This is a genomic window from Weizmannia sp. WK01 (assembly GCF_025905465.1).
Lineage (GTDB): Bacteria > Bacillota > Bacilli > Bacillales > Bacillaceae_C > Weizmannia > Weizmannia faecalis.
This window is the reverse complement of the sequence record NZ_CP109616.1, coordinates 446,224-470,408: the sequence shown is the minus strand read 5'-3', so window position 1 is coordinate 470,408 and position 24,185 is coordinate 446,224. Positions and strand designations below refer to the sequence as shown.

The window sequence follows — 24,185 nt, the reverse complement described above, 5'->3', positions numbered from 1 at the left end:
TTTCTATTTTGTAAATGATAACCTCATTATAAAAAGGTTTTTTTCAGAATGTAATGATGATTGGAACAAATTATTTTGTGCGGTTGCACATACTCATTGGAGAATGTCTTCAATCATGAACGCAAGCGAAAGATTGGTCTTTGTAAAACTGCGGGTCAGGTCTGCATCCAGTATCGTTTCTATTTTTTTCGCCTTATACAGCACGGTGTTGCGGTGAATAAATTCGCGGCGGCTGATCGCAGCAGTCTGGCCGTCTTCTTCCAAATAAATTTTCAGGAAATGGACATAATCTGTGCCGTGCAACTCATCGTAGCGGTACAAGTTGCCAAGCATATCCCCGTGGAACCCTGCAATCCTTTCGCGATCCTTGACTTCCATTAGAATTTTATAGGCGCCGATTTCCTTGTATTTGCAAATAGGCGGTACAGCTTGGCGCTTGGCAAGCTGGATGACCATTTTTGCTTCGTGGTAGCTTTTATGGATCCCGGCAATATCCCGGTAAAAATTTCCCATCCCCACAAGCAGGCTTTCCATATTCCGTTTATAAATGGATTCCTGAATTTTTGCCGCTGCCCTTGCAAACGGGATATCTGGCGTCCGCACTTTTGAACGGTCGACAAGGTAAATAATCTGGTCTTCATAAACGCCGGCCAGATACTGCGCATAACGGGCATGGAAAACATCTTCCACCGTTTGTGCAAACGGCAACATATCAGGCTTTTCCGTGTCCTGGGTACAAACGATGATGCCGTAATCTGCATCTTCCCCAAAACCGAGTTTGAACAGCCCGTTCCGCATATACGCCCGGTCCATCCCCGGGTTAAAAAGGAGTTCCGCAAGTATTTGCTGGGAAAGCGCTTCTTTACCTTGCTCAATCATCAAAAATTGGACGGTAATTTTTATAAAATCTGCTACCCGGTAATCCCATGGCATTTGAAAAACCGGAAAATGTTGTGAATCGGCAAACCGGATGACCGCCTCTGGAATTTCAGGAATATACGGGCCCGTGTTAATGACAATCCCGGCTGCGCGCCGACCGCAGGCAAACGCCACCATCTCCTCCAATTTTTCAGGATCATTGCCCATGGTGACCCCAGTGGTGACAAGTAGTTCGTTCGGCTTAAAAAAATCCGCCCAATCAACGCTCTCCGTCACATTGACCCCCGTAACCGCCCGGCTGATTCCTGACTTTCCGGCGGCAAGCACAATCCGGCCAAACGCAGGCAATTCGACAAGTTTTTCCAAAGTGACCAAATCATCATCCCCTTTCCAAACATGTTCATATATTTATATCGTAAAGAGACAAGGATAAAATGTAAATAAGTATCTAAAATTTTTGAATTATTTACAGGAAGGCAGCATCTTTTCCGTTAAGAGAACTGTTCGGCTTGACTAAAAAGGCTGGGCTCTCCAGAAAGGTCACTAAAGATAGAAAAAGCGGTAAATCAGGTGTTTTATTTGTATCTTTCCATTAAAATAAACATATAGAATGGAATTAACTTTTTGATTCCGGAATGGAAACCAATCAGAACTGCCGTTTCGTAGGGCAAAAGTTTTAAAACCTATATTTCTTTCATTGCCAAGTTTTCACTATAAGGAGTATAATAACTGTAATCCGGTCATCTGATGATTGACCTAATACTTTAAGAAGGTGAATATTGTGAGAGTGAGTTTGTTCATCACTTGCCTTGTCGACATGTTCAAAGCGGATGTCGGGAAAGCAATGGTGGAAGTGCTGGAGCGGCAGGGCTGTGAAGTTGATCTTCCAAAAGGCCAGATTTGCTGCGGGCAGCCGTCCTATAACAGCGGTTATCTGGAAGATACAAAACCTGCGATGAAACAAATGATGAAAGCGTTTGAAAACGCAGATTACGTTGTATCCCCTTCCGGCTCATGCGCATACATGTTTAAAGAATACCCGGAAATTTTTGCAGGCGACCCGGTGTGGGAACCAAAAGCAAAAGCGCTCGCTGCGAAAACATACGAATTTACACAATTTCTCGTGGATGTATTAAAAGTGGAAGACGTCGGGGCAAGCCTGCACGTAAAGGCCACCTACCATCCATCATGCCATATGACGCGCCTGCTCGGAGTAAAAGACGCGCCTATGAAACTGTTAAAACATGTGGACGGCCTTGAATTTGTGCCACTACCTAATGCATTGTCATGCTGCGGATTTGGCGGCACGTTCTCCGTGAAAATGAGCGAAATCTCCGAGCAAATGGTGGACGAAAAAGTGGAGCACGTCGAAGAAACCGGTGCCGACGTTTTAATCGGCGGCGACTGCGGCTGTTTAATGAATATTGGCGGCCGGATGACGCGTAAAGGAAAACCGATGAAAATTATGCATATTGCAGAAGTTTTGAACAGCAGAGATTAAAAAACGGCAAAGGGGTGAAAAAAATGGGTTTATCGATTAGTGATGAAAAATTTAAAGGCAGGGTCGAAGAAGGCATCAACGATGATTTTATGCGCGGTGCCGTCCGCAGTGCCCAGGAACGGCTGCAAACCAACCGGCTGGCGGCGGCGAATGAACTCGGAAACTGGGAAGACTGGCGTTCGCTCGGCGAAGAAATCCGCCAGCACGTTTTAAACAATCTGGACTATTATCTTTATCAATTAAGCGAAAATGTATCAAAACGCGGCGGCCATGTCTTCTTTGCCCAGACCGCTGAAGAAGCGAGCCGGTATATTAAAGAAGTCGTGCAGAAAAAAAACGCGAAAAAAGTGATTAAATCGAAATCGATGGTGACGGAAGAAATCGGCATGAATGAAGCCCTGATGGAAGCGGGCAGCACTGTTGTTGAGTCCGACCTCGGCGAGTACATTTTACAGGTGGCCGGCGACCATCCTTCCCATATCGTCGCGCCGGCTTTGCATAAAAACAAAGATCAAATCCGCGACGTGTTTCGCGACCGTCTCGGCTATACCGGCACGGAAAAACCGGAGGAACTGGCCGCGTTTGCACGTAAAGTTTTGCGCGAAGAATTTTTATCGGCGGAAATTGGGATTACCGGCTGTAACTTTGCCATTGCCGAAAGCGGTTCGGTCGGCCTTGTCACAAATGAAGGGAATGCCGACATGGTCACAACCCTCCCGAAAACACAGATCGCTGTGATGGGGATGGAACGGCTTGTCCCGACTTACGAAGAGTTCGAAGTTTTGGTGAGCCTGTTAACGAGGAGCGCGGTCGGTCAGCGGCTGACGAGCTATATTACAACTGTGACCGGCCCGAAAGAAGCAGGCGAAGTCGACGGGCCGGAAGAATTCCACCTCGTGATTGTCGACAACGGGCGTTCCGATATTCTCGGGACGGAATTCCAACAGGTGCTGCAGTGCATCCGCTGTGCAGCCTGCATCAATGTATGCCCGGTTTACCGGAATATCGGCGGCCATTCGTACGGCTCCATTTACCCAGGACCGATCGGCGCGGTATTAAGCCCACTTTTAGGCGGATACGACAAATACAAAGAACTCCCGTACGCCTCTTCGCTTTGCGGAGCCTGCACAGAAGCCTGCCCGGTGAAAATTCCGCTGCATGAGCTTTTGATTAAGCACCGCCAAGTGATCGCGGAAAAAGAAAAACGCTCACCGGTAGCAGAACGGCTGTTGATGAAAGCGTTCGGCGTCGGCGCTTCAAAACCTGGACTTTACGGGGCCGGGGCAAAAATGGCTTCCAAAGTCGTCCGTCCGTTTTTAAAAGACGATTTGATCCATAAAGGACCGGGGCCGATGAAACCGTGGACGGATGTGCGCGATTTCCCTGCGCCGAACAAAGAACCTTTCCGTGACTGGTTTGAAAAGCGGGAGAAAGACAGGGGGCAGAAAAAATGAACGGAGCCATCCAAAACCGGGATGCATTTTTAAATAATATTGCCGGCAGGCTCGGCCGCAAACCGGTTGTATCCGGCGTTGCCCGTCCGGATTACAAGCATAAGCCGCAATATGATGTACTGCCAAATGCAAACCAGGAGGAACTGCTGGAAGTATTGCGCCAGCAGTCGCTCAGTGTCCATGTTGATTTTTTTGAAACGGATGCAAAAACTTTGCCCGGAAAATTAAACGAAGTCGTAGAACTGTACGGCGGCGGGCCTGTCTCGCTTTGGAATGACAAGCGGTTCGGGGAATTCGGCTTAACCCCGCTGATTGAGGAAGGCTGGCCGGAAATGGGAATCGAAACCCATGTCTGGGATCCCGAAATCGGCGAAAAAAATATTGCGCTGTGCGAAAAAGCGAATGTCGGGATTACGTTCAGTGATATCACATTGGCGGAATCCGGCACAGTGGTTTTGTTCAGCAGCAAAGAACGCGGCCGGTCGGTCAGCCTGCTGCCGAAGACGTATATCGCGATTGTACCGAAAAGCACGATTGTCCCGCGCATGACGCAGGCCGCCTTACAGATCCGCGAAAAGATCAAAAACGGGGAAACCGTCCCGTCATGCATCAATTTTATTACCGGCCCAAGCAACTCTGCTGACATTGAAATGAACTTGATCGTCGGCGTGCACGGGCCAGTCAAAGCGGCTTACATTGTTGTGAACGACAAATAATAAAACGCAAAAAATTCAAAAAATAGATGACCTGTTGAAACAGGCCATCTATTTTTGGTTTTACGCTGTTTTTTTCGCTTCTTGTTGCAGCTCACTGTGGCGGATGCTGTATCCGAAGTAGATCACCATGCCGATTGCGAACCAGACAACGAAGCGGATCAGGGTTGCCGGCTGTAGGCTTGCGATCAATATGCCGCAAGTAATTGCACCGAGAGCCGGTATAACCGGGGCAAGCGGTGTTTTAAACGGACGTTCCAGATCCGGGCGTTTATAGCGGAGCACAATGACTGCCACGCATACAATCACAAATGCAGCAAGCGTCCCAATATTGGTCATCTCAGCCACAATATTGATCGGGAGGAACCCGGCTGTGATCGCGGTGACGATTCCGACCAAAACAGTTGAAGTCGCTGGAGTTTTTCTCTTTTCACTGACTTTTGAAAAAATTTTAGGCAAAAGTCCGTCACGCGACATGGCAAACAATACACGCGTCTGCCCGTATGCCATAACAACCAATACGGAAGTAATCCCGCAAATGGCCCCAACGGAAACCAGTGCCGCACCCCAGTGAATGCCAATTTGCTGCAATGCATACGCAACGGGAGCAGAAGCAGCTTCCGGCCTGCTGAAAATGCTGAATTTGACAACGCCTGTCAAAATGGCGGAAACGATGATATACAACACGGTACAAATTAACAAGGAGAACAAAATTCCGCGCGGCACGTCTTTTTGCGGGCGGCGCGTTTCTTCTGCAGCTGTCGATACAGCATCAAAGCCGATGTAAGCAAAGAAAATAACCGCTGCGCCCGAAAGCACGCCTTTAAATCCGAACGGCATAAACGGATGCCAGTTGACCGGTTTCACATGTGCGACAGCAAGCACCACAAACAGCAGGACAACGGCTACTTTTATGGCTACGATGATGCCGTTCAGGCGAGATGTCTGCTGGACCCCTGAATACAACAGCCAGGCAACTAGAGCGATAATGAGAATGGCCGGCAGGTTGACAATGCCACCGTCCATCGGTGCAAGCGTCAGCGCTTTTGGCAGATGAACTCCGAGATTTCCAAGCAAGTTCACGGCGTATCCGGACCAGCCGATCGCAACGGTTGAAACAGCCAGGCCGTATTCCAAAATCAAATCCCAGCCGATAATCCATGCCCAAAATTCACCCAGCGCCGCATACCCGTAAGTATAAGCACTTCCGGCAACCGGCACCATTGATGCAAATTCTGCATAACACAAGGCAGCAAATCCACATGCGAGCCCCGACAGGATAAAGGAAATAACGAGTGCAGGGCCGGAATAGTTTGCTGCAGCCACACCTGTCAGCACGAATATCCCTGTGCCGATAATGGCGCCGATCCCGAGCAAAGTGAGATCGAGTGCACCAAGCGCTTTTTTCAGCCCTTGCTTGCCCTGGGTCCCTTCTACAAGGTTTGCGATTGCTTTTGTCTGAAAGATGCTCATTTCTCATCCTCCCCAAGAATTTTTGGATAATTGCATAATTCTATTATACTTTTCATTGAAAATTTATCAATATAGAAATATAACAAATTAAGAAAAAATTTGGATTGTAAGAAATTGTAACTCTTATCGTTCTTTTCCATCCTTCCCGGATATGCCTGCATCTGCTTGGCGGCTGCAGAAACTGTTTTGTTTGCTTCGTCATGGAACACGGCAGAGTAAAAATTTGCACATGAAATAGGGCTTGCTGAATAAGCAAAACCTACAGAATCGGCAAGGGATGCTGAGGATTTTGTGAAACTTTAAATGCAAAATATAGGAAAACTTTGTGATTGAAAGCTGTTTCAATGATTAGAATATGTTAAGATTGACCTTCGTTTTTCGCGCTTTCTTAACTTAGATGGGTTCTATGTGAAGAAAGGCCGTCTTTTTTCCACGCTTCCTTCACTTAGACGGGCTCTACGTGAAGGAAGACCTTCTTTTTTCCTCGCTTCCTTAACTTAGACGGGCTCTATGTTAAGAAGGGCCTTTATTTTTGCTTGCTTCCTTAACTTAGACGGGCTCTACGTGAAGGAAGACCTCCTTTTTTCTGCGCTTCCTTCACTCAGACAGGCTCTATGTTAAGGAAGACCTCCTTTTTTCGCACTTCCTTAACATAGACGAGCTCTACGTTAAGAAAGACCTCCTTTTTTCCTCGCTTCCTTAACTTAGACGTGTTCTATGGATTAAGTCCGTATAATTGTGTAAAAAGAAGGAGTCATTTTATCAACTCTTGGCAACACTGTTTTCAACAACAATAAACAATGAAAAGAGGAGATAAAATGACTCACTTACAGTTTAACCTAAATTTGGATGTTTTAAAAGAAGCCATCATGACTTCAGATCTTGACGCGGTAATTAAATCAGCGGTTGTCCTCGTGTTAAACGAGTTTATGGAAAAGGAAAGGGATGACTATTTAAAAACGAGCCCTTATGAACGCGCTGTTGAACGCCGGGATTACCGGAACGGTTACTATGAACGCGAGCTGTTGATGAGCATCGGCAATGTTACATTAAAAGTTCCCCGGACACGTAATGGCGAATTCTCAACTACCTTATTTGAAAAGTATGCCAGATGTGACCAAGCTTTCGTCCTTTCAATGTTGGAGATGGTCATCAATGGCGTCTCTACCCGTAAGGTCACAAATGTCGTAGAACAGCTTTGCGGTAAGAATGTATCCAAGTCGTTTGTCTCTTCCCTTACGCAAAAACTGGATCCCATTGTGAATGCTTGGGCCGAGAGACCGTTGAATACAACCTACTACCCTTATGTGTTTGTGGACGCCATGTATATAAAAGTACGGGAGCACCATAAGGTCATATCAAAGGCTGTTTATATTGCGACTGCCATTACAGAGAAGAATACACGTGAAATACTGGGTTTAAGCGTTGACCATGCAGAAAGTTTGGAGAGTTGGAGTTCATTTTTTAAACAACTTAAATCACGTGGACTCCAATCACCAAAACTCGTTATTTCCGATGCTCACACGGGCCTTCAGAAAGCAATACAACGGGAATTCATTGGCACTGCTTGGCAAAGGTGCAATGTTCATTTTAAACGCAATATCATTGAAAAACTGCCCAAAAAAGATACTGCAGAAATCCGGGTGATGATTAAGCGCGTGTTTGAGGCCGTTACGATTGAGGACATACGCAAGTTTAAAGATGAATTAATAAACAAATTTGGTACAGAAGCAAGATTTGAAAAAGCCCTGGCCATTTTAGATGAAGGTTTTGAAGATACTATCCAATACATGAACTTTCCTGAGAATATCCGTATGCACATACGGAGTACTAATTCCCTCGAGCGGCTTAACCAAGAGGTTCGTAGAAGGGAAAGGGTCATTCGCATTTTTCCTAATACCCAATCTGCTTTTCGTTTGGTTGGTGCCGTTTTAATGCAGTATCAAGATACAGAATACTCGAAGAGGAAGTCACTTATGGGAAAGAATAGTTAGCAGCATTTTCAGCTTAACTTCCATCATGGATGATTTCATCTCCGGGAAGGGATGTCAAATTGAAAGGCATTTGACATCCCTTCCCGGAGATGAAGAAAAAAATCCATGGAAGTTAAGCCGAAAAAATGAAAGGGTGGTTGAAAACATTTGCCCATAAATTTACACAATAACCTGGACTTGACTGTTCTATGTGAAGAAAGGCCGCCGTTTTTCCACGCTTCCTTAACTTAGACGGGCTCTATGTGAAGGAAAACCTCCTTTTTTCCTCGCTTCCTTAACATAGACGGGCTCTATGTTAAGAAAGACCTCCTTTTTTCCTCGCTTTCTTCACGTAGACGAGCTCTACGTGAAGAAAGACCTCCTTTTTTTCCGCACTTCCTTAACTTAGACGGGCTCTATGTGAAGGAAGACCTCCTTTTTTCTGCGCTTCCTTAACTTAGACGCGTTCTATGTGAAGAAAGGCTATATTTGAGACAGATCTTGTTGACAAATTGGGTACCAACTCAGAATCGGATTTGTTCAGCAAACCCTAAATAAAAGGACGTACGTGAAGTTTTTCGTGAAGGTACTGAAATGCTGACCCGGGACCGGAACGCATATCAATTCGTTTTGCAATTTAATCCTGTTCATTTAAAAATTGGCATTTCCCCCACATGCAGCGGTTTTTTTACTTTGCACAGATGAGAGACCACGGACCTTTTACTTGTGGTTCAGAGCCAAAACCGGGTCTAAAATCTTTCTTAGAACGGCCCGCGATCCTTCAACATCGTAAACCTGTTCCGAAATATCCGATGGTCGCAATCCCGCTCTCGTATGGTATAATCAAACTATCAAGGAGGGGATTTTATGGCAGCCCAATTGACCATTACAGACCGCAAACATGTGGTTCACGCGGATATAGAAAGGATGGCCGTTTTTTTGCAGGGCAAATTTGTCGAGGCAACCGGTGATGATGGCCGCCTGTGGTATGTGTTTTTTTACAAGGACCATTATTTGAACGCGATACCCGCAACCAAAATCAAACGGGGGTCCAAAGTGGCACAGGCTTTCCGTGACTGCATTGTGCTCGAACCTCCCCATCCGCTGATTGATTTGCTTTTCCAGCCGGGTTGCTCATTTAAAACCATTCATTTTGCCCAGCTTACCGGCAAAATGGAGAAACTGTTCCCGCCACTTGAAGCCGCCTGGATTGCCACGTTTTTCGAATCGTTTGTCCCGAAACGGAAGCTCTTTGAATATATCCAATCCATCTTTTATGAATACCGCCGCAATGGCCAGCTATTGCAGTGCGCGCGCATCCTCCGCATTTTAAAAGATTTTGCGCCGAAGCAAAGCTGGGTCAAGCAAATGTCCCGCGATTTAAATCTGATTAAGTACGACAAACTCTTTCAATCCTATTCACCCGAACTGATCCGGAAAGACCCCCTTTATGCCGAAAAACTTTTATATGAGAAAATGCCGGATGCTGAAGCTTTTGCAAAACTTTGCGACCTACTGCGTGCGCAAAACCGGTGGGCGGACGAAATCGCGTTAAGCCTTGAGCAAATGGAATCGTCGCCGACCGATACCGGCTACAAAGCGCTCCTTGAACGGCTGGACGCGCATTTCGAAGAGGCGGAAAAAATGGCCATTTTGGAAAATCTCTATGCCCGCATCCGGCAGTTTGAACCGCTGCAGCAAGATTTACTAAAGTTTTATATTGAGACAAAACAACTGGAAAAAATGATCCCGATGATGCTTGAGGAACAGATTCAGTTGAGTGCGAAACAGGCAGAAAAAGTGGAAAAGATGCTTGAATCATGGAGCCCGGATGATGGTGAAACAGATGTAGAAGCACTGAACCGGCTTGCCCCGCTCTTTTCCGGGCATCCGGCACAGGCAGAGAAATTCGTGGTAAAATGCACTTCCTATTTGTTACAGCACCGGGACACTTCCTATATACTGGAATGGCTGCTTCCGTTCAAGAAAGCAGCCGGGCATTTGCCGGCCATCCGCAAAGTGGAGCAAATGCACCAAATGGCGGACGATCCCGACAAGCAATCCCTGCTCGGGGAATTGTATTTTGAATTTGGGCAGTACGACAGAGCGCTTGACTGTTTCAGCTGGGAAATGGAGTTGCGGGAAAACGACCCCGCCCCGGTCAAATGGTTGTCAAAAATTTATCACGAACTCGGCATGCAAGCGGAATCGAACGCATACCGAAATTTGTATATTGATATGGAAAAAAGAAGAGCGTAAGGCGAAAGTGGGGCCAGACCCTGCTTTTTTTATGGCCGAGTACGCGGTCGCCCAAATGGCTGCGATGAAGGATATTTCTGTCGGCGGTTGGGAAGGTCCCCTTTTTGTCTTTCATGCTATGATGAAGGACATTTCCGAGGGCGGGCGGGGTGTCCCTTTTGTCTTTCATAACCTTGGTAAAGAACATTTCTGCGGGCGGGCCGGGTCCTTTTGTCTTTCATGCCTGTGATGAGGGACGTTTCCGGGGGCTGACGTCTCTCTTTTGTCTTTCATTCAATTGATGAAAGACATTTGGACCCTCGAACGATCCCCTTTTGTCTTTCATAACCACAATGAAGGACATTTCTACCGGCGGGAGGGTCCCTTTTGTCCTTCATGCCCGCTATGAAGGACATTTCCACGGGCTGACGTCTCTCTTTTGTCTTTCATTCAATTGATGAAAGACATTTGGACCCTCGAACGATCCCCTTTTGTCTTTCATAACCACGATGAAAGACATTTCTATTGACGGGAGGGTCCCTTTTGTCTTTCATGCCCGCTATGAAGGACATTTCTGCGGGCGGGCAGGGAACACTTTTATCTTCATACCTGTGATGATCATTTTCGGAGTGCTCCTTTTGGTTTTTTGGAGAGCTCCAAAAGGACATTTTGGGGGCTAACCGGGTTCCTTTTGTCCTTTTGAACTCTCCAAAAAGACATTCCGAACACCAACCAGGCCACTTTTGTCCTTTTCAAACCTCCAAAAGGACATTTTGACCACTACCCAAGCTGCTTTTGTCCTTTTGAGCCCTCCAAAAGGACATTTCGATCACTGACCGGGGTCCTTTTGTCTTTTTGAAGCCTTCAAAAGGACATTTCGACCACTACCCAAGCCGCTTTTGGAGTCAAGTCCAGGTTATTGTGTAAATTTATGGGCAAATGTTTTCAACCACCCTTTCATTTTTTCGGCTTAACTTCCATGGATTTTTTTCTTCATCTCCGGGAAGGGATGTCAAATGCCTTTCAATTTGACATCCCTTCCCGGAGATGAAATCATCCATGATGGAAGTTAAGCTGAAAATGCTGCTAACTATTCTTTCCCATAAGTGACTTCCTCTTCGAGTATTCTGTATCTTGATACTGCATTAAAACGGCACCAACCAAACGAAAAGCAGATTGGGTATTAGGAAAAATGCGAATGACCCTTTCCCTTCTACGAACCTCTTGGTTAAGCCGCTCGAGGGAATTAGTACTCCGTATGTGCATACGGATATTCTCAGGAAAGTTCATGTATTGGATAGTATCTTCAAAACCTTCATCTAAAATGGCCAGGGCTTTTTCAAATCTTGCTTCTGTACCAAATTTGTTTATTAATTCATCTTTAAACTTGCGTATGTCCTCAATCGTAACGGCCTCAAACACGCGCTTAATCATCACCCGGATTTCTGCAGTATCTTTTTTGGGCAGTTTTTCAATGATATTGCGTTTAAAATGAACATTGCACCTTTGCCAAGCAGTGCCAATGAATTCCCGTTGTATTGCTTTCTGAAGGCCCGTGTGAGCATCGGAAATAACGAGTTTTGGTGATTGGAGTCCACGTGATTTAAGTTGTTTAAAAAATGAACTCCAACTCTCCAAACTTTCTGCATGGTCAACGCTTAAACCCAGTATTTCACGTGTATTCTTCTCTGTAATGGCAGTCGCAATATAAACAGCCTTTGATATGACCTTATGGTGCTCCCGTACTTTTATATACATGGCGTCCACAAACACATAAGGGTAGTAGGTTGTATTCAACGGTCTCTCGGCCCAAACATTCACAATGGGATCCAGTTTTTGCGTAAGGGAAGAGACAAACGACTTGGATACATTCTTACCGCAAAGCTGTTCTACGACATTTGTGACCTTACGGGTAGAGACGCCATTGATGACCATCTCCAACATTGAAAGGACGAAAGCTTGGTCACATCTGGCATACTTTTCAAATAAGGTAGTTGAGAATTCGCCATTACGTGTCCGGGGAACTTTTAATGTAACATTGCCGATGCTCATCAACAGCTCGCGTTCATAGTAACCGTTCCGGTAATCCCGGCGTTCAACAGCGCGTTCATAAGGGCTCGTTTTTAAATAGTCATCCCTTTCCTTTTCCATAAACTCGTTTAACACGAGGACAACCGCTGATTTAATTACCGCGTCAAGATCTGAAGTCATGATGGCTTCTTTTAAAACATCCAAATTTAGGTTAAACTGTAAGTGAGTCATTTTATCTCCTCTTTTCATTGTTTATTGTTGTTGAAAACAGTGTTGCCAAGAGTTGATAAAATGACTCCTTCTTTTTACACAATTATACGGACTTAATCGCTTTTGGCCTTTTGAAACCTCCAAAAAGGACATTTCGAACACCAACCAAGCTACTTTTGTCTTTTTGAAGCCTCCAAAAGGACATTTCAATCGCTGCCCGGGTTCTTTTTGTCCTTTTGAACTCTCAAAAAAGACATTTCGAACACTACCCAAGCCGCTTTTGTCCTTTTGAAGCACCAAAAGGACATTTTGAACACCAACCAGGCCGCTTTTGGCCTTTTGAAGCCTTCAAAAGGACATTTCGATCGCTGTCCGGGGTCCTTTTGTCTTTTTGAAGCCTCCAAAAGGACATTTCGATCACTGACCAAGCTGCTTTTGTCCCTTTGAGCCCTCCGTGACCACTGAAAAAAGCCATTTTTTTATGTAAAATTTGCTGTGTAGTGTAAGAAATTTTCTGTAAATGGTACTCTTTACCATAGAAATTAGTAAAAATGACAAATGTTTGGCTATAATTCGCCTTTTTAGAGGATAGTATGGCGGCTATCCTCTTTAAATTTACTGCCAAGGCTGTTAGCTTGGCTTGTAAGCCCATGCTTTTTAGACCGTACCATTTGGCACGATCTAACCCGTGGAAATTCTTCATTTCGCCATTTTTCCCTTCTTGGCATGCTCTTTTTTTATACTTCTCTTTAAATCCCTCCGATTTCTGTTGTTGACTATACTCATAAAATTCTGGGGTGTTGATTCCGATCCCTAATACTTTTCCGACTGTTTTTCCGGTTATGCAAACTTCTCGCATTGGGCAATTTCTACATTGTTCTCTGTCAAAATAGTAATTATACGTTTCTTTTCCACATTTTCTTATATAGTGTTTCTTTTTGATTGTTTTGTTTCCTTGACTACAGAACCACTCGTCAGAATCTTTGTTATAACTGAATCTTTCTTCGTCTATGCGATATGCAGCTTCACTTACAGGGATGTATGCCTTTGCTTTAAGTTCAGAGATTTTGTCTAAGATTGGCTTTTTAAAATAGGCTTTATCACCATATACTTCTGGCATTTTTATTCTCGTTTTCTTGGTTAACTCTAATAATTCATCAAACTTCGTTCCATCCACATAAGCTCCATTACCAGTATGAACAGCTGTAATCATTCGATCTTCTGTTGTCATCATAAATTCCGTTTTATAACCAAAGAAAGGATCATTTTTGCTTTTATACCCTATTCTCGCTTCTTGGTCGACAATCGATCGTACCCCTTTTTGCTCCATAAACTTCGGGTCTGCTAAAATTTCTTTCGCATTATTAACGAGTGCTTTTGTTTCAGGTGCTTTCTCCAGTTCAACTAGTTCTTCTACCTTTGATACCGTTTCTTCAAGATAGGACTTCATTGTTTTTCTAGCTTCATCATGGTTTTCTATTTCTTTATAATCAGGGATTTCTTGGTTGATTTCACTTGGTATTTCTCCGTTTTCTTCTTTAACGGTTTTAAAGATTTTTTTCGCTAATTGTTTCATGACTCGTTCCGGTCTATATTTTTTGGTGTTGGCTTCTGTATGAGTGGAATCAATCGTTATACCAGAAACCTTTTGTAAAATTCCTTTTTCAATGCATTGGTTTATGATTTCAATAATAATTTCATCTATAGTGAGATTGCCTTCTAATCTACTTTTACGAAATTTTGCCAAAAGACTTGGGTGAGGGAGGTCGTCTTCCGGATTGATTCCTAAAAAATACATATATGCAAGGTTTAATGAGCAATTTTCTATAACTTTCTCATCAGATAAGTCATAGAGTTTTTGTAACACCAAGATTTTAACCATAAGTTCGGGCTCTTTTGCTGGCCTTCCATATTCTTTACAGTAAGTTTTTTCAAGCATTTTATTGATAAAACTAAAATCCACTTCATCTCTTAATAATTTAAGTGTATGATTTTCAGGAATTTTATCGTATAATATGGAATAGATGCTTAATTGATTATCTTTTTCTTTAAGCATGATAGATACCCCCAGTTTGGTTTTGGTTTGTAGTATAACTTTATTATACCAAATACTGGGGGCATTTTTTTTCAATTTATTGTACATATAATTATTTTGAATTTTCAGATTGACTTTTTCAGTGGTCCCGAGCCCTCCAAAAGGACATTTCGATCACTGACCGGGGTCCTTTTGTCTTTTTGAAACCTCCAAAAGGACATTTCGATCACTGACCGGGGTCCTTTTGTCTTTTTGAAGCCTTCAAAAGGACATTTCGATCACCAACCAGGCCACTTTTGTCTTTTTGAAGCCTCCAAAAGGACATTTCGATCACTGCCCAAGCCGCTTTTGTCCCTTTGAACTCTCCAAAAGGACATTCCGAACACCAACCAAGCTACTTTTGTCTTTTTGAAGCCTCCAAAAGGACATTTCAATCGCTGCCCGGGTTCTTTTTGTCCTTTTGAACTCTCCAAAAAGACATTTCGAACACTACCCAAGCCGCTTTTGGCCTTTTGAAACCTCCAAAAAGACATTTTGAACACCAACCAGGCCACTTTTGTCTTTTTGAAACCTCCAAAAGGACATTTCGATCGCTACCCGGGGTCCTTTTGTCTTTTTGAAGCCTCCGGGACCACTGAAAAAGTCAATCTGAAAATTCAAAATAATTATATGTACAATAAATTGAAAAAAAATGCCCCCAGTATTTGGTATAATAAAGTTATACTACAAACCAAAACCAAACTGGGGGTATCTATCATGCTTAAAGAAAAAGATAATCAATTAAGCATCTATTCCATATTATACGATAAAATTCCTGAAAATCATACACTTAAATTATTAAGAGATGAAGTGGATTTTAGTTTTATCAATAAAATGCTTGAAAAAACTTACTGTAAAGAATATGGAAGGCCAGCAAAAGAGCCCGAACTTATGGTTAAAATCTTGGTGTTACAAAAACTCTATGACTTATCTGATGAGAAAGTTATAGAAAATTGCTCATTAAACCTTGCATATATGTATTTTTTAGGAATCAATCCGGAAGACGACCTCCCTCACCCAAGTCTTTTGGCAAAATTTCGTAAAAGTAGATTAGAAGGCAATCTCACTATAGATGAAATTATTATTGAAATCATAAACCAATGCATTGAAAAAGGAATTTTACAAAAGGTTTCTGGTATAACGATTGATTCCACTCATACAGAAGCCAACACCAAAAAATATAGACCGGAACGAGTCATGAAACAATTAGCGAAAAAAATCTTTAAAACCGTTAAAGAAGAAAACGGAGAAATACCAAGTGAAATCAACCAAGAAATCCCTGATTATAAAGAAATAGAAAACCATGATGAAGCTAGAAAAACAATGAAGTCCTATCTTGAAGAAACGGTATCAAAGGTAGAAGAACTAGTTGAACTGGAGAAAGCACCTGAAACAAAAGCACTCGTTAATAATGCGAAAGAAATTTTAGCAGACCCGAAGTTTATGGAGCAAAAAGGGGTACGATCGATTGTCGACCAAGAAGCGAGAATAGGGTATAAAAGCAAAAATGATCCTTTCTTTGGTTATAAAACGGAATTTATGATGACAACAGAAGATCGAATGATTACAGCTGTTCATACTGGTAATGGAGCTTATGTGGATGGAACGAAGTTTGATGAATTATTAGAGTTAACCAAGAAAACGAGAATAAAAATGCCAGAAGTATATGGTGATAAAGCCTATTTTAAAAAGCCAATCTTAGACAAAATCTCTGAACTTAAAGCAAAGGCATACATCCCTGTAAGTGAAGCTGCATATCGCATAGACGAAGAAAGATTCAGTTATAACAAAGATTCTGACGAGTGGTTCTGTAGTCAAGGAAACAAAACAATCAAAAAGAAACACTATATAAGAAAATGTGGAAAAGAAACGTATAATTACTATTTTGACAGAGAACAATGTAGAAATTGCCCAATGCGAGAAGTTTGCATAACCGGAAAAACAGTCGGAAAAGTATTAGGGATCGGAATCAACACCCCAGAATTTTATGAGTATAGTCAACAACAGAAATCGGAGGGATTTAAAGAGAAGTATAAAAAAAGAGCATGCCAAGAAGGGAAAAATGGCGAAATGAAGAATTTCCACGGGTTAGATCGTGCCAAATGGTACGGTCTAAAAAGCATGGGCTTACAAGCCAAGCTAACAGCCTTGGCAGTAAATTTAAAGAGGATAGCCGCCATACTATCCTCTAAAAAGGCGAATTATAGCCAAACATTTGTCATTTTTACTAATTTCTATGGTAAAGAGTACCATTTACAGAAAATTTCTTACACTACACAGCAAATTTTACATAAAAAAATGGCTTTTTTCAGTGGTCACGAAGCCTCCAAAAGGACATTTCAATCGCTGCCCGGATTCCTTTTGTCCTTTTGAACTCTCAAAAAAGACATTTCGAACACTACCCAAGCCGCTTTTGGCCTTTTGAAGCCTCCAAAAGGACATTCCGAACACCAACCAGGCCACTTTTGTCCTTTTCAAACCTTCAAAAAGACATTTCGAACACTACCCAAGCCACTTTTGGCCTTTTGTAACCTCCAAAAAGACATTTCGAACACCAACCAAGCCGCTTTTGGCCTTTTCAAACCCCCAAAAGGACATTTCGAACACCAACCAAGCCGCTTTTGGCCTTTTGAAACCTCCAAAAAATATCTCAATCACCACCCGAGTGATGTCTGTGTCCGCTTCAAAAGACATTCCGCCGGTTATTTTCGCCCGTGATCAACTTGAAAGCCGCCCCGCGCATCCGGGACGGCTTTCGTTATTTAGTATGCATTTTAAATTCCAAAAATAGCTCATTATAGCGGGCGAGTTTTTTCTTGCCAAGGTTTTTATATACTTCCAGTTTCTTTGTGAGTGCAGCATCCGGATAAAAACGGCGGTCGCCGGAAATCGATTTTGGCAAAATCTTCAGAGCCGCTTTGTTCGGCGTTGAATAACCGACATACTCGGCGTTTTGCGCGGCGTTTTTCGGATCGAGCATAAAATTGATAAACTTCAGGGCGCCATCCACGTTTTTCGCTGTTTTCGGGATGACCATGTTGTCGAACCAGAGATTGGAGCCTTCGCTCGGCACAACATAGTTCAGCTTTTTATTCTCTGACATGATCTCAGCCGCATCCCCCGACCAGACAACCCCGAGCGAAGCTTCTTCATTGGCCAGTAGCATCTTGATTTCATCGCCGACGATCGCTTTCACATTCGGCATCAGCCGGTCAAGTTTTGCTTTTGCCTGCTGCAAATGTTTTTCATTCGTATCATTCAGCGAGTAATGCAGGCTGTTGAGCCCCATCCCCATCACTTCGCGGGCGCCGTCCACAAGCAGAATCTGATTTTTCAAATCGGGATCCCACAGGTCGTCCCAGCTTGTAATTTTTTTGCCACCGAGCATACTTGAATTATACACAATCCCGACCGTCCCCCAGAAATAAGGCACTGAGTATTGATTTTTCGGGTCAAACGGCAAATCCATAAAGCGCGAATCGATATATTTCAAGTTCGGCAGCTTCGAATGATCAAGCGGAATCAGCAAGTTCTCCTTTTTCATCTTTTCGATCATATACTCGGATGGAACCGCAACATCAAACGTTGTACCACCCTGGGAAATTTTGGTCATCATGGCTTCGTTCGAATCGAAAGTTTGATAAATGACTTTGATGCCGGTCTGCTTTTCAAATTTCTTAATCAAGGCGGGATCGATATAATCCCCCCAGTTGTAAATCGTGAGCGTATTTCCGCCTGCATAGCCTTCCGTTTGGTTCATGCGCCCAGCGAGAAATTGCAGGGCAAGGGCGACAACGATTATCGCAATAAAAACACGCAGCAGCTGTTTCATCTTTTAACCCCCATTCCGTTCGTACGGGCCTGGCGCTGGTTCACGAGGTAGTACCCGATCACAAGGATAATAGAGAAGAAGAAGAGCAGCGTTGACAGCGCGTTAATCGTGAGTGAAATCCCCTGGCGTGCCCGCGAATAAATTTCAACGGAAAGCGTCGAATAGCCGTTGCCGGTGACAAAAAAGGTGACGGCAAAATCATCGAGCGAATACGTGAGCGCCATGAAAAAACCGGCAAAAATACCGGGCGTAATATACGGGAGAATCACCTTCGACAACACATCCCACTGGCTTGCCCCAAGGTCGCGCGCCGCATCAATCAAAGTCGGGCTCATTTCCTGCAGTTTCGGCAGCACCATCAGCACAACAATCGGAATGCAAAAAGCGATGTGCGAAACGAGAACGGATGTAAACCCGAGCTTGATCCCTGCAATCGTAAATAAAATCAGGAACGATGCACCGATAATGACGTCAGGGCTTACGATCAGCACATTATTGAGCGAAAGCAGCGCATTTTTCGTTCTTCTTCTTTTCACAAACCGGATCGCGAGCGCCCCCATCACACCGATCACCGTTGAAATCGCGGATGCGAGTAGCGCAATCACAAGCGTGTTGATGACAATGATCATAAGGCGCGTGTCCTGGAACACTTCCTTGTACCATTCCCATGTAAAACCGCTAAATTCATGCATGTTCCCTGCTTTGTTGAACGAATAATACATTAAATAAAAGATCGGTGCGTAAAGGACGATAAACACAAATATCAGATATAAGTTTGACCATTTCCATCTTTTTTTCAACTTCATCCCTCACTTCCGGTTGCCGGTCACAATCATAATGACGACCATGGCAATGATCAAAAAGACGGCGATCGTGGACCCCATGCCCCAATCCTGTGTGACAAGGAAATGCTCCTCAATTGCCGTACCGAGCGTAATGACGCGGTTTCCCGCAATCAGGCGCGTAATCATAAAGAGTGACAGAGACGGAATAAAGACAGCCTGGCACCCTGATTTGACACCGTCCAGCGTGAGCGGAAACACAACGCGGCGGAACGTGGTCCATTTCGAGGCGCCAAGATCGCGCGCCGCATCCATAAAGACCGGGTTCAGTTCTTCAAGCGCGTTATAAATCGGCAAAATCATAAACGGGATAAAAATATAAGTAGACACAAACAAAAAGCTGAAGTCTGTAAATAAAATCTGCTTTTGCCCAATGCCCATCCATTCAAGAAACGAGTTGGCCGGGCCGAATGTGCCGAAAATCCCAAGAAACGCATACGCTTTTAACAACAAATTGATCCATGTCGGCAAAATGATTAATAAGAGCCAGAGCTGCTTATGCCGCGATCTTGTCAAAAGATAGGCCGTCGGATACGAAATCAAAAGCGTAAACGCCGTAATCAAAAACGCATACCAAAAAGAGCTCAGCGCCATTTTCAAATAAACAGGCGTAAAAAATTTTTCATAGTTGACAAGCGACAAATGCCCTTCAATATCAAAAAAAGAATAATAGAGAATGAGCAAAATCGGCGCGATTACAAAAAGAAGGATCCACAGCAAATACGGAACGAGATAAAAAGTGCGTGCATTTACTTTCATGGCCGGACCTCATCGTACGCTTCCAGGCGCCGGTCGAATTCCTCTTCTGTTTCGCCGAATCTCATCACGTGGATCGCTTCCGGTTCAAAATAAAGGCCGATCGTATCCCCGACTTTTGCTTTTTTTGTCGAGTGGACAAGCCATTCATTTCCCTCTTCATCGTAGCAACAAATTTCATAATGGACGCCGCGGAACAGCTGCGTATCCACCCGCACTTTCAAGTTCCCTTTTTCCGGTGTCGTGATTTCTAAATCTTCCGGGCGGATGACAATTTCAACCGGCTCGTTCGGATGAAAGCCGCGGTCAACGCATTCGAACGCATGGCCGTTAAATTCCACAACAAAATCCTTGATCATTTTTCCCGGAAGGATATTGGACTCGCCGATAAAGTCCGCGACAAAGCGGTTGATCGGTTCATCGTAAATATCGGTCGGCGTGCCGCTCTGCTGGATTTTCCCGTTATTGATGACAAAAATTTCATCGCTCATCGCAAGCGCTTCTTCCTGGTCGTGCGTGACAAAAATAAACGTAATGCCAAGGCGGCGCTGCAGTTCACGCAGTTCATACTGCATCTCTGTCCTTAGCTTCAAATCCAGCGCGGAAAGCGGTTCGTCCAGCAAAATCACTTCCGGTTCATTGACAATCGCGCGCGCAATCGCGACACGCTGCCGCTGCCCGCCTGACATTTCGCTGATTTCCCGGTTTTCATAGCCTTCCAGATTCACAAACTTCAAGGCTTCTTTTACTTTTTGTTCAATCACAGCTGCCTTCATTTTTTTAATGCGCAGCCCAAATGCGACGTTTTCATACACATTTAAATGAGGAAATAGCGCATAATCCTGGAAAACGGTATTGACCTGGCGCCGGTTGGCTGGCACGTCATTCACGATTTTTCCATTGATGTAAATATTTCCTTTTGTCGGCGCAATAAATCCCGCAATCAGGCGCAAAATCGTTGTTTTTCCGCAACCCGACGGTCCGAGCAGAGTGTAAAATTTTCCGCGTTCTATTTCAAAACTGACGTCATCCAAAATAGCAGGATCATCGTCGTATTGTTTTGTGACATGTTCAAAACGAATGATGATATCGCTGTTCATTGCTGTCCTCCTCTTCTATGTTCAGCTTACAGATACGATTCCGTAGCAACGAGTACAAGCCTGGACCGGCCTTCCGCGTCATTCAGGATCTGATGCTCATCGGATGCATGATAATAAATGGCTTCTCCGGCTTTTGCACGGTACAGGCGTTTGCCAAGCCGCACCGCAATCCGGCCTTCCAGTACATAGGCAAAGGTTTCCGATAAAGAAGGTTCAAACGTTTTAAACTCCCCTTTTTCCTCAAGCGTAAGCAGGATCGGTTCCATTTCCTTTTCATTCGATTCCGGGACGAGCCACTGGATTTTATAACCGCGCTCTTCATCGAGATAATCGGTCTGGTCTTCTTCCCCGTATACGACTTTTTGTTCACGCTCTTCTTCGTCAAAAAATTCTTTCGGCGTGCAGCCGAGCACTTCCAATATATTAAAAAACGTGTCAATCGAAGGGGAGCTTAAATCCCGCTCAAGCTGGGAAATATAGCCTTTGCTTAAATCCGTACGCTCTCCAAGTTCCTCCTGGGTGAGTCCTTTTTTTAACCTTAAGTTTTTAATTTTTTTCCCGATCTTCATCATAAAACCTTCCATTTTGTTTAGCATTTGTAAACTCAAAGGCAAGGAAGTTTTGTTTTGTTAAACTTTAAGTTTACTTTCATATGTATTATACAAAAAAGCAGGCAGATGTAAAGGTTTTTTTGAAAAAAACACGCATCACGGTCGTCCCCCTGCTGTCTCGGCTCCCCTCCTTTCCAGCCGGTTTATGAAAACGAACAATCCCACTCGGGCGTTTTCTTACAGAGAGGCAGATGTTTGTAAAAATAAGCCCGCATATAAAATATGGCCGCGCTGTTGCCTGCTGCAAAAAGTCAATCATGCAAACTGGCGCCGGGCTTGACGTAAAAACTGAAATCCATTTTATATAACACCTATTTTTGCCACCCCGTTCTGCTGCCTTTTCTATTGATTTTCCCTAAAAACATAACTATAATTATATGTAAATCAAATTGAATAAAAAAATCCTCATCAAATCCGGTGAGGTAGAGGTCGCAGCTTTTATGAGTAAATCGGACGAGACACGGGTAAAGTTTAAGACTCCGGTTGAAAGGAAAAGCTGCCGAAATGTGGTGCCGGATCCCGCGGTGCCATGTTGGGGCTGTTTCCGAACAGGAACAGAACTGTCACATATGCGATTCCCCCTCGCATATGTGTTGAGCTATCTTCGGAAGGTTGATGGAGGGTATACGCTTTGATGCCGCGTCTCCACGACTGCGGCATTTTTGTTTATTCCCTGCTCCTTCCTATATAAAAAGGAGTGTATCAAGGATGGATGACTTCTATCATGGGCAAAGCACTACAGCTGGAGCGGTTCCCGTTACGAAAAAGGGTGAAGTGACAAAACTAAAGCGAAAATTAAAATCCCGCCACCTGACCATGATTTCCCTCGGCGGATCAATCGGAACCGGGCTTTTTCTGGCAAGCGGCGGGGCAATCCACAGCGCGGGGCCGGGCGGGGCGCTTCTCGCTTATGCATTAATTGGCGTCATGGTGTACTTTTTAATGACAAGTCTTGCGGAAATGGCCGCCTACATGCCGGTTGCAGGCACCTTCAGCACGTACGCGACGAAATTTGTTGACCCGGCACTTGGATTTGCGCTTGGCTGGAACTATTGGTATAACTGGGCGATCACGATTGCGGCCGAATTATCGGCAGCAACCATTATCATGAAATTCTGGTTCCCGCATACGCCTTCGATCGTGTGGAGTGCGGCCTGCCTTCTCATCATGTTCTTATTAAATTATTTATCTGTAAAAGGGTTCGGGGAAGCAGAATACTGGTTTGCAATCATAAAAGTCGTGACCGTCATTGCCTTTATCATTGTCGGCGCACTGATGATTTTCGGGATTATGGGTGGAAAAGCAATCGGCTTCCATAACCTTACGATTGCAGACGGCCCGGTCCACGGCGGATTCCTGGCCGTGCTCGGGATTTTTATGGCAGCAGGGTTTTCGTTCCAGGGAACAGAACTGCTCGGGGTTGCGGCCGGTGAAAGTGAAGATCCGGAAAAGACTATTCCGCATGCTGTGAAATCTGTTTTTTGGAGAATTTTGCTTTTCTATATTCTGGCGATTTTTGTCATCGGCCTGCTGATTCCGTTCACGGATTCGAGACTAACCGCCGACGACATTACGATGAGTCCGTTCACAATTGTATTTCAGCGTGCCGGCATTGCCTTTGCGGCTTCTGTCATGAATGCGATTATTTTAACGGCTGTTCTTTCTGCCGGCAACTCGGGTATGTACGCGTCAACGCGAATGCTCTGGGAACTGGCGCGTGACGGCAAAGCACCGAAATTCCTCGGAAAACTGAATAAACGCGGGGTACCAGTGAATGCACTGATTGTCACTGCGCTTGTCGGAACGGTGGCCTTCCTTGCATCTTTCTTCGGTGACGGGGCAGTATACAACTGGCTCCTGAACGCATCCGGCTTATCCGGCTTTATCGCCTGGCTCGGGATTGCCATCAGCCATTACCGGTTCCGCCGTGCATATGTGGCGCAAGGCAAAGCGTTGAGCGACCTGCCTTACCGTTCGAGATGGTTCCCATTCGGACCGCTATTTGCGTTTGCCGTTTGTACGGTCGTCATTCTCGGGCAAAACTACCAGGCATTTCTGGGAGACCATATTAAGTGGGAAAGCGTGTTTGTCTCGTATATTGGCCTGCCCATCTTTATTGCCGTATGGCTCATTTATAAATTTGTGAAAAAGACAAAAGTCGTTTCTTTACAGGAATGCGATTTTAACCGGGAATCCTAACGGAAAAACCTGTGGTGGCTGCCGCAGGTTTTTTCCTTTCATCAGAAACTTACTTTTAACATAAATTATATGAAATTTACCTTTATTTTAATTTATGAAAACGTTTCCTTTATCTAGGAAAAAATTCATTTTAAATATTTTCCTAGCTCAGAATCCTTTATTTCATGCGGATTCCAGCCTTTTTTAACAATGACGCACACAAATTTGCCAAAAAATTAATCTTTATTTTTTTCTCATTTTACGTTAATATTTAATCTATCGCATTCATTCCCCGAAAAAACCAGCACTTATTTTTCAGT

The 24,185-nt window shown here is 44.1% G+C and carries 14 protein-coding genes, 2 pseudogenes and 1 riboswitch; of the genes and pseudogenes, 7 read left to right on the top strand and 9 right to left on the bottom strand.

All coding sequences use genetic code 11. The features are described from left to right. Window positions 1-93: 93 nt before the first annotated feature. Window positions 94-1,254, bottom strand: a complete 1,161-nt coding sequence (locus tag OF158_RS02300; protein ID WP_014096307.1) for a PucR family transcriptional regulator — start codon at window positions 1,252-1,254, stop codon at window positions 94-96. Window positions 1,255-1,660: 406 nt separating this feature from the next. On the opposite strand from OF158_RS02300, the gene OF158_RS02295 reads away from it, so the two are divergent. From OF158_RS02295 to OF158_RS02285, 3 genes are read left to right on the top strand one after another with little or no spacing between them, the layout of a single operon-like run. Then, complete coding sequence (locus OF158_RS02295; RefSeq protein WP_035182638.1) at window positions 1,661-2,380, top strand: (Fe-S)-binding protein; 720 nt, start codon at window positions 1,661-1,663, stop codon at window positions 2,378-2,380. Between the two features lie 23 nt (window positions 2,381-2,403). Continuing rightward, complete coding sequence (locus OF158_RS02290; protein WP_014096309.1) at window positions 2,404-3,834, top strand: LutB/LldF family L-lactate oxidation iron-sulfur protein; 1,431 nt, start codon at window positions 2,404-2,406, stop codon at window positions 3,832-3,834. Then, complete coding sequence (locus OF158_RS02285; protein ID WP_014096310.1) at window positions 3,831-4,550, top strand: LutC/YkgG family protein; 720 nt, start codon at window positions 3,831-3,833, stop codon at window positions 4,548-4,550. Before OF158_RS02290 ends, OF158_RS02285 begins: the two co-directional genes overlap by 4 nt. Window positions 4,551-4,610: 60 nt before the next feature. Here the strand turns inward: OF158_RS02285 and OF158_RS02280 are convergent, their stop codons facing one another. Beyond that, window positions 4,611-6,020, bottom strand: coding sequence for a branched-chain amino acid transporter BcaP (locus OF158_RS02280; protein ID WP_014096311.1), 1,410 nt, complete (start codon window positions 6,018-6,020; stop codon window positions 4,611-4,613). A gap of 818 nt (window positions 6,021-6,838) precedes the next feature. Here OF158_RS02280 and OF158_RS02275 point away from each other — a divergent pair. Continuing rightward, window positions 6,839-8,014 (top strand): IS256 family transposase, encoded by a 1,176-nt coding sequence (locus tag OF158_RS02275; RefSeq protein ID WP_048339800.1) that lies wholly within the window; start codon window positions 6,839-6,841, stop codon window positions 8,012-8,014. A gap of 846 nt (window positions 8,015-8,860) precedes the next feature. Next, window positions 8,861-10,252 (top strand): hypothetical protein, encoded by a 1,392-nt coding sequence (locus OF158_RS02270; RefSeq protein WP_035182642.1) that lies wholly within the window; start codon window positions 8,861-8,863, stop codon window positions 10,250-10,252. Window positions 10,253-11,317: 1,065 nt separating this feature from the next. On the opposite strand, the gene OF158_RS02265 is transcribed toward OF158_RS02270, so the two are convergent. Both OF158_RS02265 and OF158_RS02260 read right to left on the bottom strand, forming a co-directional pair. Then, complete coding sequence (locus OF158_RS02265) at window positions 11,318-12,493, bottom strand: IS256 family transposase (protein ID WP_048339799.1); 1,176 nt, start codon at window positions 12,491-12,493, stop codon at window positions 11,318-11,320. A gap of 559 nt (window positions 12,494-13,052) precedes the next feature. Next, window positions 13,053-14,528 (bottom strand): annotated as a pseudogene (locus tag OF158_RS02260) (IS1182 family transposase); the annotation flags it as partial. A gap of 735 nt (window positions 14,529-15,263) precedes the next feature. Between OF158_RS02260 and OF158_RS02255 the strand changes: the two are divergent. Further along, window positions 15,264-16,739: pseudogene (locus tag OF158_RS02255) on the top strand (IS1182 family transposase); the annotation flags it as partial. Between the two features lie 565 nt (window positions 16,740-17,304). Here OF158_RS02255 and OF158_RS02250 read toward each other — a convergent pair. From OF158_RS02250 to OF158_RS02230, 5 genes are read right to left on the bottom strand one after another with little or no spacing between them, the layout of a single operon-like run. Then, window positions 17,305-18,378, bottom strand: a complete 1,074-nt coding sequence (locus OF158_RS02250; RefSeq protein WP_035182645.1) for an ABC transporter substrate-binding protein — start codon at window positions 18,376-18,378, stop codon at window positions 17,305-17,307. Then, complete coding sequence (locus tag OF158_RS02245) at window positions 18,375-19,184, bottom strand: ABC transporter permease (protein ID WP_017550888.1); 810 nt, start codon at window positions 19,182-19,184, stop codon at window positions 18,375-18,377. Before OF158_RS02245 ends, OF158_RS02250 begins: the two co-directional genes overlap by 4 nt. A 3-nt stretch (window positions 19,185-19,187) precedes the next feature. Continuing rightward, a complete protein-coding gene (locus OF158_RS02240) occupies window positions 19,188-19,979 on the bottom strand; it encodes an ABC transporter permease (RefSeq protein ID WP_035182646.1) in 792 nt (263 codons plus the stop codon). Beyond that, window positions 19,976-21,076 carry an ABC transporter ATP-binding protein gene (locus OF158_RS02235; RefSeq protein WP_014096316.1) on the bottom strand — a complete coding sequence of 367 codons (1,101 nt, stop codon included), beginning with the start codon at window positions 21,074-21,076 and terminating at the stop codon, window positions 19,976-19,978. Before OF158_RS02235 ends, OF158_RS02240 begins: the two co-directional genes overlap by 4 nt. A gap of 26 nt (window positions 21,077-21,102) precedes the next feature. Then, the gene (locus OF158_RS02230) at window positions 21,103-21,645 is read right to left on the bottom strand and encodes a helix-turn-helix domain-containing protein (protein ID WP_026104558.1); all 543 of its coding nucleotides are present in this window, start codon (window positions 21,643-21,645) and stop codon (window positions 21,103-21,105) included. A gap of 457 nt (window positions 21,646-22,102) precedes the next feature. Further along, a riboswitch (Lysine riboswitch) is annotated at window positions 22,103-22,296 on the top strand. Between the two features lie 99 nt (window positions 22,297-22,395). Here OF158_RS02230 and OF158_RS02225 point away from each other — a divergent pair. Beyond that, the gene (locus OF158_RS02225; protein ID WP_017550893.1) at window positions 22,396-23,886 is read left to right on the top strand and encodes an amino acid permease; all 1,491 of its coding nucleotides are present in this window, start codon (window positions 22,396-22,398) and stop codon (window positions 23,884-23,886) included. The last annotated feature ends 299 nt before the right edge of the window (window positions 23,887-24,185 follow it).